This is a genomic window from Arthrobacter sp. efr-133-TYG-118, assembly GCF_030209755.1.
In the GTDB taxonomy this organism is placed as follows: domain Bacteria; phylum Actinomycetota; class Actinomycetes; order Actinomycetales; family Micrococcaceae; genus Arthrobacter.
In genome coordinates this window covers 41,595-57,647 of the sequence record NZ_JARVRH010000003.1, presented here as the reverse complement: position 1 = coordinate 57,647, position 16,053 = coordinate 41,595, and the positions used below count along the sequence as shown (strand labels likewise).

Genomic DNA, 16,053 nt, shown 5'->3' with positions numbered 1-16,053 from the left:
ATAAACCGGTGATGCAATCCCCCCTTCCTGTGCGCGACGGCGTCAACGCCACCCGTCTGCGCCTCCCGGACGAGGGGCCTTGGGACACCGCAATGGACTACATGATGCACCGCTGGGGCCATATCGATCCCCAAGGCATCGAGGACAGGTTCGACGCCGGCGAAATCGTCGGCGAAGGCGGCGCGCCCCTTAACCGCGGCACCCCCCTCGAAGAACACACTTTCATTTGGTACTACCGCACCCTCCCGCCGGAGACCCGGATGCCTGTGGAGATCAACATCCTGCACCAGGACGAGCACCTCCTGGTCGTCGACAAGCCCCACTTCTTGCCGACCACCCCGGGCGGGACCTACATCCAGGAATCCGCGCTCGTCCGGCTCCGGAACCAGCTCGACTTGCCGGACCTCATCCCGATGCACCGGCTCGACCGCATGACCGCCGGGGTGTTGCTGCTCTCCACCAACCCGGAGACCCGCGGCAAGTACCAGGTGCTCTTCGAAAAACGGCAGGTGCAAAAGGAGTACGAGTGCGTCTCGGCCGCGGCACCCGCCGCAGGCTTTCCCGCCGTCGGGTTCCCCGCCGTCGTACGCAATCGCATGACCAAATCCCGCAGCTACCTTCTCGCCGAAGTCATCGACGGCGAACCCAACGCTGAAACCCGCATTGAGCTGCTGAGAACGTTCGACGGCGGCACTCATGACGGCGGTGTGGCTCGCCGAGCGCTGTACCGCCTTGAGCCCCACACCGGCAAGACCCACCAGCTCCGCGTGCACATGGCTTCGCTCGGGCTGGGAATCGTCAACGACGCGTTCTACCCCGAACTGCTGGACAAGGCCCCGGACGACTACTCCAAGCCGCTGCAGTTGCTCGCCCGTGGCATCCGATTCGTTGACCCCATCAGCAAGCAGCCCGTGGAATACCGCAGCCGCCTCGAGTTAAGCGAAGCCCACCCCGCCTGACGCTCGCTCACCAATGGGGGCTTTCCCCGGGACGCTCGCTCACCTATGACGGCTTTCCCCGGGACGCCCGCTCACCTATGACGGCTTTCCCCGGGACGCCCGCTCACCAATGACGGCTTTCCCCGGGACGCCCGCTCACCAATGACGGCTTTCCCCTGGACGCCCGCCCACCAAGATTGAGGAACATGTCCACCTTGAGGTCATGTCTGCGGGAGGGCTGGGCAAAAGGGCCACATACGTGAGCGAGCGTCCGGCCAAACACCCACATACGTGAGCGAGCGTCGGGGGACGAGCGTCGAGCGCGGGTTTCCGGCGGCGGGGCGCCGAAACAACGGTCCGGTTCCCCGTCGCGAACCGGCCCGGGCGTATATGCTCAGTTTTGCCGGCTCGCTGACCGCGGGCGGTGTTCGATCTCGCGCAAAGGAACCACATGGCCCACGCTGAAAACGAAGTCTCGATCAACCGCACCGCAAACGACATCTACGCCTTCCTGGCAGACGGGCTGAACAATATGCTGTGGCGTCCGACTGTCAAGACTGTCGCGCTCGCAAGCGGGGAAGCAGGCGACAAGGGTGCCGTGTACTCCCAGACGATGGCTGGCCCTGGAGGCCGCACGATCGCCGGCGACTACGAGATCATCGCAGCCCAGCCGGGCAAACGACTGGATTTCCAGGTCATTGCCGGCCCCGCCCGCCCAACAGGGTCCTTCACTCTGGACGAGAACAACGGCGGAACCACCGTACGCTTTGCCTTGGATCTCCAGCCCAAGGGCTTCATGAAGCTCATGGGCTCAATGATCACCAAGACCATGGAGTCAGAAGTCGGACAGCTCGGGCAGTTGAAGTCCGTGCTTGAGGCGCAGTCCGCCTGAGGCAACGCCGCCCGCGGGCTTCCCTCACCCTTCAGAAGCCGCGAACACGCTCCGGAACACGTCCGTCGTCTCGGCGCTGAACAGCACAAATTCGACGAGTTCCGGCCCGCTGGAGCTTTCGGCGCCGACCCGGCTGACGGCGTCGAGCGCTACTGTGGCGACCTCGCGCGCGTCCCAACCGTAGACCCCAGCGCTGATTGCGGGAAACGCGACGGAACTCGCCCCGAGGGACGCTGCCACTTTCAGGCTTTCGCGGAAACAAGACGCCAGCAGTTCCGGATCGTTCTGGCCTGCATGCCGGTTGGGACCCACGGTGTGGATCACCCATCGGGCAGGCAATTTGAACCCGGGGGTGGCCACGGCTTGGCCCACCGGCAGTCCGTGCGGGTATCGCTCGCGCACCTCCATGCACGCGGCCAGGAGCTCCCGGCCCGCGGCGCGGTGGATCGCGCCGTCCACTCCGCCGCCGCCCATCAACGACGAGTTGGCAGCGTTGACGATCGCATCGACGTCGCGCGCGGTAATGTCACCTTGCAGGATTTCGAGCCGCATGGCGCCAGTCTTGCACGACACTCCGGCCGATGCACCAAAGTGGGGTAATTTGTGCCCATGGACATCACCACGGCCGGAGGCTGGGGAGCCGCGATCTATGTCTGGATCATCCCCATGGTGGTGGGCGACGCGATCTTCCCGCCCATCCCGTCCGAGATGCTCGTGATCACGGGTGGCGCGCTGGCCGCGGAGGGCCGGGTCAACCTGTGGCTGGTGGGTTTGATGGCCGCCGTCGCCTCCTGGCTGGGCGACATCATCGTTTTCCAGCTCTTCAAGCGCCGCTTGGGGCATATCCTGGACCGCTGGGCCTGGGGCCGCAGGGTCCATCAGGGCATCCACAAGGCCATCGCCAGGGCCGGGCGCTCCTCGACGTATGGCGCGATCATAGGCGCCCGGTTCATCCCTGGTGGGCGGCTTGCTGCGTCGGCCGCTTCCGGGATCGCCGAGGTTTCCTCCCGCGGTTTCAGCCTCTGCGCTGGCTTGGGCGGGCTGTTGTGGGCCACGTGGCAAACCGGTCTGGGTTACTTTGCGGGCTCGACGACGAAGCTTCCGTTCTGGGCGAGCTCACTGATCGGCGTCGGCGTGGGGCTGCTGATCGGCGTCGTGGTGGGCGTGATCGTCACTCGTCGCCGGGGCGACCGCTCGCCGGTGGACGAGCCAGGCGAACCGCCGCGCCTTTAGGCGCCCTTTCGGCAGGCAGCGCCGTCACGCCGAGCGGCTTTTTACGGTACCGTCCGTCGTTGTGCCGCGAATTTCAGGGGATGTACGCCGTGGACGTCCGCGAAAAGCTGCCGGGCGCGACGCGTTCCCCGACGTCGGGCTCAAACCGGCGACCATTTCCCCCGTTTGCGGCGCAGCACGTAAAGGTTCCCAGTGAGCGCTACGCGTTCGACGGCGTCGCGCATCATGGCTGCCGACGCGCGGGCCTCGCTGTTCTCACCCGGATAATCGCGCGGCTCCACCAGGAAGCGGAGGCTGATCTGGGCGACGCCGCCAACAATGTCCAGCTGATTGGATTCGACATGATGACGGGTTTCCAAGGCCTCGAGCGCAGCGGCCATTACGGACTCCGGCGGATTGCCTGGCTTGAGCCCGGTGATCTTCAACTTGGTCTGGAACGACGGCATCCATCAACCCTAAACGCTCTCTCACATGAGGCGCTCCTGCCGCACGCTCGCTCACATGATGTGAGCGAGCGTTTCCAAAAACACCCCTATATGTGAGCGCGCATCGTAAGGGAAGGAAGGGGGATGCAGAGGTTATCCCGTATTGCGGAGGCCGGCGGCCACGCCGTTGACGGTGATGAGCATGGCCCTCTGGAGGCGTTCGTCGATCTCGGCGCCGGAAATGGAGGCTTCGCGGACGCGGCGCAACAGCTCCACCTGCAGGTAACTGATGGGGTCGAGGTATTGGTCGCGGATTTCGAGGGAACGCTTGAGCGTCGGCTGGGCTTCCAGGAGCTCGGTTTCCCCGCTCAGGAGTTCCACTTCGGCAACCGTGAGATCGTACTCCGTGCGGATGGCCTTGAACAGGTGGTGCAGCTCTTCCGGAACGAGCGAAGACACGTAGTGCCCGGCAATGTCCATGTCCGTTTTGGCGAGGGTCATCTCGACGTTGGAAATCACGGACTGGAAGAAGTGCCAGCGCTTCATCATCTCCGCAAGCTCGGCGGTGTTGCCTGCCTCGCGGGCGGCCTTCAGTCCTGAGCCCACACCGAACCAACCCGGAACGATCTGCCGAGACTGGGTCCAACCGAACACCCACGGGATGGCCCGAAGACCGCCCAGTCCGGCGCCGGAATCGGGGCGCTTGGAGGGACGCGAGCCGATGTTCAGGGATCCGAGTTGCTCCACCGGCGTCGAGGCCAGGAAGTACGCGGGCAGGTCCGGATCGTCGATCAGCGAACGGTACTGGGCAAACGCGGCGTCGGAAATGATCTCCATGACGTGGCCGTAGCGTTCGCGCTCGTCGTCGGACGTGCGCGGGGTGCGGTGCAGCGCCGAACCCTGCATCACGGCGGCCAGGGAGAGCTCCAGGTTTTCGCGGGCTAGCTCCGGCAGGGAGTACTTGTCCGAGATGACTTCGCCTTGCTCGGTGAACTTGATGGCGCCTTCGAGCACTCCGTTGGGCTGGGCCATGATGGCGTCGTAGGTCGGTCCGCCGCCACGGCCCACGGAACCGCCGCGGCCATGGAACAAGCGGACGTTCACGCCGTGCTTGGCGGCGACGTCGCGCAGCTTGCGCTGGGTCTTATGGATCTCCCACTGGCTGGTCATCACGCCGGATTCCTTGTTGGAGTCCGAGTATCCCAGCATGATCTCCTGGACATCCCCACGCAGCCGTACGAGCGAACGATAGGACGGGTCGGAGAGCAGCAGGTCCACGATTTCGGCCGAAGCGCGCAGCTCCTCCACAGTCTCCAGGAGCGGAGCGAAGCCGATCTTGGCATACGGAGCCGCGCCGAATAGCTCGATCAGTCCAGCTTCGCGGGCCAACACCGCGGCGGCCAGGACATCGTCCGCGCCGCGTGTCATGGAGATGATGTAGGTTTCGACGACGTCCGGTCCGTACGTCTGGAGGGCGTGCCGGATGCTGCGGAAGACGTCGTAGGTGCGGTCGCCGTCGCCGTCGAGCTTGATGGGGTGGCCGGACAGCGGGCGGCGCGAAGCCAGCTCCGCGCTCAGCCGCTCGAAGCGCTCGGCGCGGCTCAACTCTCCGTAGGGAGTTCCGACGCCGATCCGGTCCACGAGCTGCCCGACGGCGTCGTGGTGGTAGTCGGCATGTTCACGGATGTCGAGGGTCGCCAAGTGCAGCCCAAACGAAGCGATCGCGCGGCGGACCCGGGCCAGCGCGCCGTCGGCCACGAGGACAGCCGAGTGCTTCCGCAGCGAGGCTTCCAGCAGCTCGAGCTCGGCCAGCAGCTCCGAGGTTGAGGCGTAGTCACGGCCGGCTTCGTGGTATTTGGACGCAGCCACACGGCGGCCGGTGTTGATCAGCTTGGCCTTGATGCAGGTCAGTTTGAGGCGGTAGGGCTCCTGCGCGTTCAGCTCCAGGATGCGCTTGTCCAAGCCGGGCAGGTTCTTGAGGTCGACGGCGATCGAGTCCAGGAGGTCCTCTTCCGCGTCCACCAGGGCCGTTGAGTTGGAGAGGACGGAGATCAGTTCGTCGATCATCGAGATGCTGATCCGCACGGCGTGCTGGTTCTGCAACTGCAGGATCTCGCGCGTGACGGAAGCGGTGACGTTCGGGTTGCCGTCCCGGTCTCCGCCGATCCAGGAACCGAAGCGGATGGGGGCGTTGTGCGCCGGCAGCACCACGCCGTGCTCGCCCAGCAGTTCGGAGAGGTCCGTGAGCATTTCCGGCATGGCATCGGTCAGGATGCTGCTCAGGTAGTAGATGGCGTTGCGGGCCTCGTCCACGGGAGTGGGGCGGACTTGGCGCAGTTCGTCGGTCTGCCACATCTGATCGATGATCTCGGCGAGCTGGCGGTCTTGTCGACGACGGGCTGCCGTGCCCTCAACAGTGGATTCTGCCAGGACGTCCGAGAGCTTGCGGATCTTGTCGAGCACCGAACGGCGGGAGGCTTCGGTGGGGTGCGCGGTGAAAATAGGACGAACATCCAGCTCATTGACGACGTCCTGCAGGGCCTGTGTTCCGGCCTCGTCGGCGATCTCGGCCACGGCTTTGGCCAGCCAGCCGTCCTTTTCCTGGCGGGTGCGCAGTCCGCGGACGCGGTGCACTTGCTCGGCGGCGTTGGCGAGGTGGAAATAGAAGGCGAAGGCGCGGACCAGCTCAGTGGCTTCCCCAAGGGGCAATGAGGCGAGCAACTCCCGGACCTGGGCGACGACGTCGTGCGCGCTCCACGGACCTGTGGCGTCGGCGCCGCCGCGGGCGGCTTCCTTGGATTCCTTCGTGAGCAGGCGCACCTGCTCGACGAGCTGTAGCAACTCGGGGCCGTGCTGGCGGACCAACGACTCCCCGAGAAGCGTGGAGACGCGGCGGACATCGGCCCGCAGTTCCGCGGCAAGGTCCGTGCTGAGATGTGCAGTGTCAACCATGAAACATACCTTCTGGCGTTGGGTGTGGCCCGTACACTGCGCTGGATACTGTGAGCCGGATTACTAATATTCCTAGGGAATCTTACCCGCAGCTCTTGAGGGGGTGGCAATCCGTCTCAAATGTTGTCGCTGCGTCCGCCTTGGCCGCCCAACTGACTCGCAGTTGATGTCGTTATCAGCCCTCAGAACGACATCTAATGCGAGTCAGTTGGGTTCCGGGAATGGTGGTGACGGGTGCATGGTTAAGCCAACGAACACCGCCCAAGCCGCTGGAGGAACCATGAGCGCAATAGCCCCCGCAAGCAACGCCCAGCTGGAACGCTGGCAGCGTTTCCGCAACGGCCGCAATGCCGCGCTTGCCGCGGACCACGGCTGGCTGACCCTCACCTCCTTCCAGTGGCTCGAATCCGCACCCGCTGCCGTCGAGCTCGTCCCGGGGCTCTGGTCAACGGACGGCACGACGGCGACACTCGCCGCGAGCGCGGCGGACGGGCTCACGCTCGTGGAGACGGGAGCTCCTGTGGACGGCACGATTTCGGCTACCCTCCAGGATGAGGAATCGCTCATGTGGGTGCAGTTCGGCGGCGCGGATGGCACGGAGGTGGTGGTCGAGCTGGCCATGCGCGCGGACAAGTATGCCATCCGCACCAGGGACAACTCCTCGCCGGTGTTGACGGAGTTCGACGCCGTTCCCACCTACGCATACAACCCGGACTGGGTGCTCGAAGGCCGCTTCGAGGAATACCCCGAACCGGTGGATGTTCCGATCGGGACAGCCAACCCCTTGGTGGACGGGGTGCACCGATCCGTCGGCGAGGTGGTTTTCCGGGCGCCGGGCCTCCCCCACGAGATCCGCCTGCACGCCGAGGCAGAGAAGCTCGGAGCCCTCACCATCACTTTCCACGACGAAACGAACGGCAACACCACGGACGAATGGCGCAAGCTGGCCGTCTCGCGCCCCAGGCATGACGGTTCCGTGGTGCTCGACTTCAACCGCGCCATCAACTACCCCAGTGCCTTCACTCCGTACGGAACGTGCCCTATGCCGGTGTCAGGAAACTCGATCGACGTGGCGGTAGAAGCCGGGGAAAAGCTGCCGGCAGGGCGGATCGTCTAAAACCAAGGGCGTTACATCTCCTATAAGGCAAGGTACACTCTTCTTGGAAAGCGCTTACCAAGCGCTCCTGGAACGACACCGACGTCAGCAACCCCGCCCCCGGGGATAGATGAGGAGAGCCATGGGCACCCTGTCCACGCCCGTCCCGGCAGAACGCAAACAGCCCAGCCATGAAGCAAGCCGGGTGGCCCTTGTGGGGGTCCACGGCTTCGGCGCGCACCACCTGCAGAACCTCGAAAGGCTCCAGGCCAACGGCGTCGTGCGCCTTGTTGCCGTAGCGGATCCGAATCCGCCTACCCCCGGCGCCCTCCCGCCCGGAACTGCTGTATTCAGCAACCTGGACGAACTCCTGGCCGGAACCCCAGCACTGGACCTGGTTATCGTGGCCACACCCATCCAGACGCATGCGCAGCTCGCCCTCGCAACGCTCCCCCACGCAGACCTTTACCTCGAAAAACCTCCAGTCGCTTCCCTCGCCGACTTCAATCGTTTGCAGGAAGCCGCCACCGCGGCCGGCAGGAGCGTCCAGGTCGGTTTCCAGAGCCTCGGATCCCGGGCCCTGCTGGCCATTGAGGAACTGCTTGCGGCGGGAGAGATCGGCACGCTTCTGGGCATCTCGGCCACCGGGCGTTGGGTGCGCGACCGCGCCTATTACAAGCGCTCCCGCTGGGCGGGCAAACGCAGCCTGGACGGCGTCGACGTCGTCGACGGGGTAGCAACCAACCCGCTGGCACACGCCATCGCCACCGCGCTGAGGATCGCGGGGGCGCGGACGGTGGAGGATCTTGCCTCTGTGGAAACAGACCTGTATCGCGCCAATGACATCGAATCGGACGACACCTCCGTGATCCGGATCCGCACTGCCGCGGGCCTCCCCATCACGTGTGCGCTCACCCTATGCGCCGCCGAATCCGTGGAACCGTACATCACCTTGCAGGGGAGCGAGGGCACGGCGGTTTTCCACTACACCGAAGACCGCCTCACGGTCAGCTCTGCCACCGGGAAACGCGAGACGGTTTACACCCGGGTGGACCTCACCGAGGACTTGCTGGAGCAGCGTCATCAGCTGCGCTCCGTGGAGGGCCTTGCAACCGGCGCGCCGCTGATCAGTCCGCTCGCGGACAGCGGCGCCTTCATGCAGGTCTTGGAGGCCATCCGCACCGCGGAATCTCCCGCACTGATCCCCGGGCAGTACATCACTTGGGAGGGCGAAGGCGACGCTGCGCGTGCCGTGGTCAACGGAATCGAAGACGCCCTGGAACGCTCGACGGCGGCGCACGCCACCTTCAGCGAACTCGGCGTGCCGTGGGCGCGGCCTGCCGGGGCGGACGTCGAAAGGCCTGTTTTGAGCCTGCCCGACGGCGGCCTACCGGGCGACGGCGGCCTGCCGGGCGCCGCTGCGAATGAAACCGACCAGGCCGCTGTCGTCTTGGCAACCCTGCAGAGCGGTGCCGGCCTTGCCGAGCGGCTCTCCCCGCGTCCCTATCTGCACCCGGTCCGAACACTCGCCGGTGTCACGGTCACCGATCACCTCCCGGCGGACCACCCCTGGCACCTGGGCGCGGGATTCTCGTTGCAGGACGTGAACGGCAGCAATTTCTGGGGCGGCAGGACGTACACGCGCTCTGCAGGCCGATACGAAGAACGGCAAGACCACGGCCGCATCATCGAACGTTCCGCACTGTCCGGGGCAGGCCTGCTGGAGCAGGAACTGAGCTGGCAGGCACCGAACGGTACTGAGTTGCTCCGCGAACGCCGCACCTCCCGCTCCCTGCTGGTTGACCGCCGCACGTGGCAACTCGAGCTACGAACGGGACTGACCGCCGTCGTCGACTCCTCGCTGGGCGGCCCCGGCTCCAACGGCGCCCTCGGAAGCGGCTACGGCGGCTTCTTCTGGCGTTTGCCTGCGTGCACCGAAGCTGAAGTCTTCACGCCGGAAGGTCGCGGTGAACCCGAAGTCCACGGCTCAGCGTCGCCGTGGCTGGCCTGGGCCGCGGACTTCCCCGAAGGCCCCGCCACTCTGGTGTTCGCCGCCCCGGCTGAGGCGCAGGATCCCTGGTTCGTGCGGATGGCGGACTACCCCGCAGTGGGTTCGGCCCTCGCCTGGGACCGGCCAGTGGAGCTTGCCGCGGGCGACTCCTTGGTCCGCACCTTCACCGTATGGATCGTCGACGCCAAGCTGTCTCCGGCCGAGGTCGCCGAGCTGATAGACGGCCGGGTCTCCGCCGTAGGATAGGCATGCAGAAAGGCGGGGCACAGTTCAGTTCAAACTGGTGCCCCGCCTTTTTGCGTTGGGTGTTTACGCGTACGGCAGCACGAGTTCCGCGTAGCGCTGCTTCATGGTTTCCAGGACCGAGTCGCCGTCGGCATCCCAGATGTCCTGGTTGAAGATTTCCACTTCGATGTCGCCCGTGTAACCCGCGTCGCGCACCCAGGTGCCGATCGTCGCGAAGTCGATCACGCCGTCGCCCATCATGCCGCGGGAGAGCAGGGCGTCGGCGGCGATGGGGAGGTTGAAATCGCACACCTGGTAAGAGGCGATCCGGCTTTCCCGGCCGGCCCGCGCGATCTGCTGCTCCAGTTCCGGATCCCACCAGACGTGGAAGGTGTCGACGGCGACGCCGACTGCCCTTGCGTCGTACGGTGCGGCGAGGTCGAGTGCCTGGCGAAGCGTGGAAATAAGCGCCCGGTCTGCCGCGTACATCGGGTGCAACGGCTCAAGGACCAGACGGACGCCGTGCTCGACGGCGAAGGGCACCAGGTCCTCGAGGCGATCGGCCACGCGCTGGCGGGCCGCCACGACGTCCTTCTCCCCCGGCGTGAGCCCGCCGACCACCAGGAAGAGCTCCTGCGTATCCAGCGTCACGGCTTCCAGGATGGCCGCCCGGTTGTCCGCCAGCGCGGCCGCCTGCCCTTCGGCGTCGGCCGCGGTGAGGAAACCTCCCCGGCAGAGGGACGAGACGCGAAGTCCGGCGTCCTTGATCAGCTTGGCGGCCTTGTCCAAGCCGGTGTCGGCGACGATGTCCCGCCACGGCCCGATCGCCGGAATTCCGGCCCGGACGCAACCGTCCACTGCCTGGGCCAGCGTCCATTTCTTCGTGGTGGCAGTGTTCAAGGAAAGCCTGTTCAGTGACAATCTTGAAAAGTCCGACAGTCGCGAAAAGTTGCTCATGCGCCCACTCCGTTGATGCGAAGGTAATCGGACATCCGGAAAGCGGCCAGCGCGGGATCGCGCAGGAGCCCGGCCTGGTCGGCGAGTTCGAACGTGCGTGCCAGGTGGACCACCGAGCGGCCGGAATGCAGTCCGCCGACCATCTGGAATCCGGCCTGCTTGCCATTCAGCCACGACATGAACGCGATCCCGGTCTTGTAGTAGAAGGTCGGCGCGCTGAAGATGTGCTTGCCCAGTTCGCGGGTGGAGTCCAGGATGGCCCGCGCGTCCGCAGCGTCGCCGGCGTCGTACTTCTGCAACGCTACCGACGCCGCAGGGTAGATCGCGGCGAAGATGCCCAGCAGCGCGTCCGAGTGACGGGTCCCGTCGCCGGCGATCAGTTCGGGGTAGTTGAAATCGTCGCCGGTGTAGAGGCGGACGCCTACGGGAAGCGCTGCGCGCAGGGCAACTTCATGCGAAGCGTCGAGCAGCGAGACCTTCACTCCGTCCACTTTGTCCACGTGATCGCGGATGAGGCCAAGGAAGGTTTCGGTTGCTTTGGAAACGTCGCCCGAGCCCCAATAGCCGGCCAATGCGGGGTCAAACATGGTCCCGAGCCAGTGCAGGATGACGGGCTGGTCCACTTCGCTCAGGAGCGTGGAGTAGACGTGCAGGTAGTCCTCCGGGCTGGCTGCCACTTTGGCCAGCGCCCGGGACGCCATGATGATGACCTTCGGTCCGGCTTCACTCACGACGGCGATCTGCTCGCGGTACGCGTCCAGCACGGCTTTGATGCCGGCGGGACCATCGGGAACAGAGTCGAGGTCCAGCTGGTCGGTGCCGGCTCCGCAGGACACGAGGTCCTGGACGGTCTTGCCGGCGGTGGCCGCATTGCCGGACGCCACCACAGAGGCCGCTTCGACGCCGGTTCGCTTGATGAGCTGCTGCGTTGCGGCCCAGTCCAGGCCCATGCCGCGCTGGGCGGTATCCATGGCGTCGGCAACACCCAGGCCGTAGGACCACAGCTCGTGCCGGTACGCCATCGTGGCATCCCAGTCCAAGTGCGCCGGGGCGCCCGGGGTGTTATCGGCCGTCGCTTCCGGAATCACGTGCGCGGCGGCGTAGGCGCGCCTGGACGTCAGCGGCGCCGTCGGCCTGGCCCACGACGTGGCCGGCTGCAACTTGTAAAGGCGGGTCCCGCCGTCGTGGTTTGGGAGGAGAAGGGAAGTCATCAGAGCACAATCTCCGGGATATCGATGGTGCGGCGCTCGTCGTTGGACTGCAGGCCGAGCTCGGCGAGCTGCACGCCGCGGGCTGCGGAAAGCAGGCCGAAGCGGTGTTCCCTGCCGGCGACGACGTCGCGCAGGAATTCTTCCCACTGCAGCTTGAACCCGTTGTCCAGATCGGCGTTGGCGGGGACTTCCTGCCACTGGCTGCGGAAGGACTCCGTGACGGGCAGGTCCGGGTTCCACACGGGCTTGGGCGTGTGGGCGCGCTGCTGCGCAACGCATTTGTTCAAGCCCGCGACGGCGGAACCGTGCGTGCCGTCGATCTGGAACTCCACGAGTTCGTCGCGGTAGACGCGGACGGCCCAGGAGGAATTGATCTGGCCGACGACGTCGTCACCGCCCGGGGTTTCGAGCTCGAAAATGCCGTAGGAGGCATCGTCGGCCGTGGCCCTGTATTCCTTGCCCTGTTCGTCCCAGCGGGCCGGGATGTGGGTGGCGGTCTTGGCGTTGACGCTCTTGACCTTGCCGATGATGCCTTCCAGGACATAGTTCCAGTGGCAGAACATGTCCGTTGTCATGCCGCCGCCGTCTTCCTTGCGGTAGTTCCAGGATGGGCGCTGCGCTGCCTGGACGTCGCCTTCGAACACCCAGTAGCCGAACTCGCCGCGGATGGAGAGGATGCGGCCGAAGAAGCCTTCGTCCACCAAGCGGCGCAGCTTGACCAGGCCCGGCAGGTAAAGCTTGTCGTGCACCACGCCCGCTGTCACGCCGGATTCCTTGCCGATCCGGGCCAGCTCGATGGCTTCTTCCAGCGTCTCCGCCGTCGGCTTTTCAGTGAAAATGTGTTTCCCGGCGCGCATTGCCTTCTTCAGCGTTGCCGCGCGGAGGCTGGTCATCGACGCATCGAAAACGACGTCCACCGTGGGGTCGTTGATGACTGCGTCGAGGTCGGTGGACCACTCGGAGACTTTGTGGAGTTCGGCGAGTTCGCGGATTTTCGCTTCGTTGCGGCCCACCAGGATCGGTTCAACCTGGACGCGGGTGCCGTCTGCCAAGGTGAAGCCGCCGGCGTCCCGGATGGGGAGGATGGAACGCAGCAGGTGCTGGCGGTAGCCCATCCGGCCGGTGATGCCGTTCATGGCGATGCGGATCGTCTTTGTTTCGTAGCCCATGAGTCCTCTTCAATGGAAAGTAAATGAAGTGGGAAAGCGCATTCCCAATGCATTCATGATGACACGCGACTCCAGGTCTGGCAATCGCTTTCCCGAGGCTGGTTAGGACTGCAATAATCGGATGTTGCTGAAAGTGCCCGAGACTGAGGCTTTTGAAGAGGAGTTGTCCGTGACTGCAAGCACGCTGTCCGAAGTGGCCAAACTGGCCGGCGTCTCCCCCGCCACGGCCTCCAGGGTGCTCAATGGCTCTGCCAGGACGCCCGCACCGGAGATCGCCGAGCGCGTCCGGCAGGCGGCCGACACCCTCGGCTACATCGCGAATGCCCAGGCCCAGGGCCTCGCAAAAGCGCGCTCCGGGCTGATCGGGCTGATTGTGCACGACATCGCCGACCCATATTTTTCCGCCATAGCGCAAGGCGTCCAGGCCGCGGCGCGGCAAGAGCGCCGGATGGTGCTCCTCGCCACAACCAACGGCACACCCGCCGAGGAGAAGGAAGCTGTCGCCGCCTTCGCTGCACGGCGGGCCGAGTCGATCGTCATCGCAGGATCGCGCTCAACACGTTCCGAGGACGCCCGCGCGAACACCGACCTAGCCGCCGAATTGGACCGCTACTGCCGCAACGGCGGGCGCGTGGGCGTCGTCGGGCAGGCGATTCTGGGCGTCGCCGAAACGGACAGCTACCGCACCATCGCTGTCCCCAACGAGCAACTTGCGCGGGACCTGGCGCGGGATCTGGCGCGTACCCACAAAGGGCCGTTCGTCATTGTGGCCGGGCCGGAGGGGCTGACCACTTCGGATGAGCGCGTCATGGGATTCCAACGAGGCTTGTCCGACGCCGGCCAGCCCGCCGCGGATATTGTGCACGTTGCGTTCAACCGGAACGGCGGTTTCGACGCCGGCATTGAACTGGCCTGGCGGATCAAGGCGTCCGACCGATCGGCGCCGGATCAACGCTTGTGCATTTTCGGCACGAACGATGTCATGGCTATCGGCGTGGCCGCCGCGTTGAGGGACCAGGGGCTCAGGGTCCCCCACGACGCAAGTCTCGCAGGGTTCGACGACATCGAATGGCTCCGGGACTTCCGGCCAGCGCTCTCCACCGTGAGCCTGCCGCTGGAAGAAATCGGACGGCTTGCAACTATGGCGACCCTTTCCAACGACAACGGCGGTGCGGCCGCCGTCGTCGGGAGCGTCACCCTCCGCAGGAGCACGGGTTCGCCCTAGCTCCCTGGGTTCGGGGCGGCTCCATCGATGACCCGATCACGCCGGGCCGAGAGTCCGCCGGTGTGACCGGCACAACAATTTCCCCTTGACAGCGGGGCCGCAGGGGTGTCTCATGGAAAGCGCTTACCAGTTGGGAAAGCGCATACCAAGCGGAAGTTCAAACCGATTCTTGCGATGGCGCCGCCCTCCTACTGGAAACCAGACCCAAAGACGGGAAGGCCCTTCCAGTGGCCCAAAACGACTTGTCCAAAGGAGGACAATATGAAGATCGACGCGAGCACGCAGCGAAGTTCAACCGGACCGCGACCGTCCAGCACCACGAGGAAAGCGGCAGCCAGCGGCTGGATCGGCAGCGCCCTTGAGTACTACGACTGGTTCATCTACGCGCAGGCCGCAGCGCTCGTCTTCCCGGGCGTCTTCTTCCCCGCTGGAAACCCGACCGTTGCACTGATCGCTTCGCTCGGCACATACGCCGTGGGCTATGTGGCTCGCCCGATTGGTGCGTTCGTCCTCGGACAATGGGGCGACAAGCACGGCCGGAAGAACGTCCTGGTCCTGGCCATGTTGATGATGGGCGCGTCGACCTTCGCCGTCGCTTTGTTGCCGACTTATGGCCAGGTCGGGCTTCTGGCCCCCGTCCTCCTGGTTGCCGTCCGGCTCATCCAGGGCTTCGCGGTGGCCGGCGAGCTGAGCGGCGCCAGCGCCATGATCGTGGAGCACGCACCCTTCGGTCGTCGGGGCTTCTACGCAAGCTTCGCGCTCCAAGGCACCCAGGCCGGGCAGATCATCGCGGCGGCTGTCTTCCTCCCGCTCTCCGCTGTGCTCTCCAACGATGCGTTCAAATCCTGGGGCTGGCGCATTCCCTTCCTCCTCAGCGCCCTTGTGGTGTTCGCCGGGTACATGATCCGCCGCCGGGTCGAAGAAACACCCATCTTTACTGAAGAAAAGGCGCACCGGGAGATCCCGAAGATGCCGATCGTCCGCGTTCTGCGGGAAAGCGGCGTGGACGTGGTCCGGGCAATCTGCATGACCTTGGTCAACGTCGTCGGCGTCACCGTCGCAGTATTCGGCGCGGCGTACGCCACCCAGCCGGGTTACGGCGTCGGGATGAGTACCACTGTCTACCTCTGGATCCCGGTCCTGGCCAACGTCGTCGCACTCGCCCTTATCCCCTTGTTCGGAGATCTGTCGGATCGGTTCGGCCGCCGGCCGTTGATGATCTTCGGCTCGTTGAGCTCCGGCGTGCTGGCCTACGCCTACCTGTACGCGGTGAGCCAGAACAACGTACTGCTCACGATCGTCCTCTCGATCATCATGTGGGGCACGCTGTACCAGGTCTGGAATGCAACCTTCGCCAGCTTCTTCCAGGAGCTCTTCCCCGCCCGCACCCGCGTCACGGGATTCGCCATCTCGCAGAACATCGGCCTCGTCATCACCGCGTTCCTTCCGAGCATCTTCACGGCAATCGCCCCGCCGGGATCGGCGAATGTCCCGCTCATCATCGGGTCCATCTGCTTCGGAATCTGTGTCATCGGCGCCGTTGCCGCCTGGTCGGCCCGTGAAACCTACCGTATCCCGCTCAACCAACTGGGGACGGCGAACGCGACGCCAGTTGCCCGCGAGGAGTACCGCCAGCTCCGGAGCGGCGCCCGGTAACCCAAGCGATTACGACGGCGAATCGCGGCTTTTGAATGAAACGATTCACAGAAGAGGAGAATC

13 protein-coding genes are annotated in these 16,053 nt (G+C 65.3%); 7 read left to right on the top strand and 6 right to left on the bottom strand.

Annotation, left to right across the window (positions count from 1 at the left end):
- Positions 1 to 11: 11 nt before the first annotated feature.
- Positions 12 to 959, top strand: a complete 948-nt coding sequence (locus QRN59_RS02230; protein WP_284980950.1) for an RluA family pseudouridine synthase — start codon at positions 12 to 14, stop codon at positions 957 to 959.
- Between the two features lie 430 nt (positions 960 to 1,389).
- Entirely contained in the window at positions 1,390 to 1,830 is a 441-nt protein-coding gene (locus tag QRN59_RS02225) for an SRPBCC family protein (protein WP_284980884.1), read from the top strand.
- Positions 1,831 to 1,854: 24 nt separating this feature from the next.
- Here the strand turns inward: QRN59_RS02225 and QRN59_RS02220 are convergent, their stop codons facing one another.
- Positions 1,855 to 2,382 carry an O-acetyl-ADP-ribose deacetylase gene (locus QRN59_RS02220; protein WP_284980883.1) on the bottom strand — a complete coding sequence of 176 codons (528 nt, stop codon included), beginning with the start codon at positions 2,380 to 2,382 and terminating at the stop codon, positions 1,855 to 1,857.
- 57 nt (positions 2,383 to 2,439) lie between these two features.
- Between QRN59_RS02220 and QRN59_RS02215 the strand changes: the two genes are divergently transcribed.
- Positions 2,440 to 3,063, top strand: a complete 624-nt coding sequence (locus tag QRN59_RS02215; protein WP_284980882.1) for a DedA family protein — start codon at positions 2,440 to 2,442, stop codon at positions 3,061 to 3,063.
- Positions 3,064 to 3,203: 140 nt separating this feature from the next.
- Here QRN59_RS02215 and QRN59_RS02210 read toward each other — a convergent pair whose 3' ends face one another.
- Together QRN59_RS02210 and ppc are read right to left on the bottom strand one after the other, a co-directional pair.
- Positions 3,204 to 3,509 (bottom strand): hypothetical protein, encoded by a 306-nt coding sequence (locus QRN59_RS02210; RefSeq protein WP_059388561.1) that lies wholly within the window; start codon positions 3,507 to 3,509, stop codon positions 3,204 to 3,206.
- A 132-nt stretch (positions 3,510 to 3,641) separates the two neighbouring features.
- On the bottom strand, positions 3,642 to 6,440 hold the full coding sequence (gene ppc / locus QRN59_RS02205; RefSeq protein WP_284980881.1) for a phosphoenolpyruvate carboxylase: 2,799 nt from the start codon (positions 6,438 to 6,440) through the stop codon (positions 3,642 to 3,644).
- Positions 6,441 to 6,720: 280 nt separating this feature from the next.
- Between ppc and QRN59_RS02200 the strand changes: the two genes are divergently transcribed.
- A complete protein-coding gene (locus QRN59_RS02200) occupies positions 6,721 to 7,557 on the top strand; it encodes a DUF1684 domain-containing protein (protein WP_284980880.1) in 837 nt (278 codons plus the stop codon).
- Positions 7,558 to 7,678: 121 nt separating this feature from the next.
- Positions 7,679 to 9,793, top strand: a complete 2,115-nt coding sequence (locus QRN59_RS02195) for a DUF6807 family protein (RefSeq protein ID WP_284980879.1) — start codon at positions 7,679 to 7,681, stop codon at positions 9,791 to 9,793.
- 63 nt (positions 9,794 to 9,856) lie between these two features.
- Here the strand turns inward: QRN59_RS02195 and QRN59_RS02190 are convergent, their stop codons facing one another.
- Genes QRN59_RS02190 through QRN59_RS02180 form a run of 3 tightly spaced genes read right to left on the bottom strand, consistent with a single transcriptional unit; the run spans position 9,857 to position 13,109 of the window.
- Positions 9,857 to 10,729: a sugar phosphate isomerase/epimerase family protein gene (locus QRN59_RS02190; RefSeq protein WP_284980878.1), complete on the bottom strand. Its 873-nt coding sequence runs from the start codon at positions 10,727 to 10,729 to the stop codon at positions 9,857 to 9,859.
- A complete protein-coding gene (locus QRN59_RS02185; protein ID WP_284980877.1) occupies positions 10,726 to 11,940 on the bottom strand; it encodes a dihydrodipicolinate synthase family protein in 1,215 nt (404 codons plus the stop codon). Before QRN59_RS02185 ends, QRN59_RS02190 begins: the two co-directional genes overlap by 4 nt.
- Entirely contained in the window at positions 11,940 to 13,109 is a 1,170-nt protein-coding gene (locus QRN59_RS02180) for a Gfo/Idh/MocA family protein (RefSeq protein WP_284980876.1), read from the bottom strand. The genes QRN59_RS02185 and QRN59_RS02180 overlap by 1 nt, the downstream gene beginning before the upstream one ends.
- 169 nt (positions 13,110 to 13,278) lie before the next feature.
- Between QRN59_RS02180 and QRN59_RS02175 the strand changes: the two genes are divergently transcribed.
- Both QRN59_RS02175 and QRN59_RS02170 read left to right on the top strand, forming a co-directional pair.
- Positions 13,279 to 14,334, top strand: coding sequence for a LacI family DNA-binding transcriptional regulator (locus QRN59_RS02175; protein WP_284980875.1), 1,056 nt, complete (start codon positions 13,279 to 13,281; stop codon positions 14,332 to 14,334).
- Positions 14,335 to 14,595: 261 nt separating this feature from the next.
- A complete protein-coding gene (locus QRN59_RS02170; RefSeq protein WP_284980874.1) occupies positions 14,596 to 15,990 on the top strand; it encodes an MFS transporter in 1,395 nt (464 codons plus the stop codon).
- Positions 15,991 to 16,053: the final 63 nt, after the last annotated feature.

What these genes read in the sequence shown, in the direction of transcription:
- QRN59_RS02180 (WP_284980876.1), bottom strand. Translation starts at nt 13,109, where the DNA reads ATGGGCTACGAAACAAAGACGATCCGCATCGCCATGAACGGCATCACC.
- QRN59_RS02170 (WP_284980874.1), top strand. Translation starts at nt 14,596, where the DNA reads ATGAAGATCGACGCGAGCACGCAGCGAAGTTCAACCGGACCGCGACCG.
- QRN59_RS02215 (WP_284980882.1), top strand. Translation starts at nt 2,440, where the DNA reads ATGGACATCACCACGGCCGGAGGCTGGGGAGCCGCGATCTATGTCTGG.
- QRN59_RS02200 (WP_284980880.1), top strand. Translation starts at nt 6,721, where the DNA reads ATGAGCGCAATAGCCCCCGCAAGCAACGCCCAGCTGGAACGCTGGCAG.
- QRN59_RS02225 (WP_284980884.1), top strand. Translation starts at nt 1,390, where the DNA reads ATGGCCCACGCTGAAAACGAAGTCTCGATCAACCGCACCGCAAACGAC.
- QRN59_RS02220 (WP_284980883.1), bottom strand. Translation starts at nt 2,382, where the DNA reads ATGCGGCTCGAAATCCTGCAAGGTGACATTACCGCGCGCGACGTCGAT.
- ppc (WP_284980881.1), bottom strand. Translation starts at nt 6,440, where the DNA reads ATGGTTGACACTGCACATCTCAGCACGGACCTTGCCGCGGAACTGCGG.
- QRN59_RS02190 (WP_284980878.1), bottom strand. Translation starts at nt 10,729, where the DNA reads ATGAGCAACTTTTCGCGACTGTCGGACTTTTCAAGATTGTCACTGAAC.
- QRN59_RS02210 (WP_059388561.1), bottom strand. Translation starts at nt 3,509, where the DNA reads ATGCCGTCGTTCCAGACCAAGTTGAAGATCACCGGGCTCAAGCCAGGC.
- QRN59_RS02185 (WP_284980877.1), bottom strand. Translation starts at nt 11,940, where the DNA reads ATGACTTCCCTTCTCCTCCCAAACCACGACGGCGGGACCCGCCTTTAC.
- QRN59_RS02230 (WP_284980950.1), top strand. Translation starts at nt 12, where the DNA reads ATGCAATCCCCCCTTCCTGTGCGCGACGGCGTCAACGCCACCCGTCTG.
- QRN59_RS02195 (WP_284980879.1), top strand. Translation starts at nt 7,679, where the DNA reads ATGGGCACCCTGTCCACGCCCGTCCCGGCAGAACGCAAACAGCCCAGC.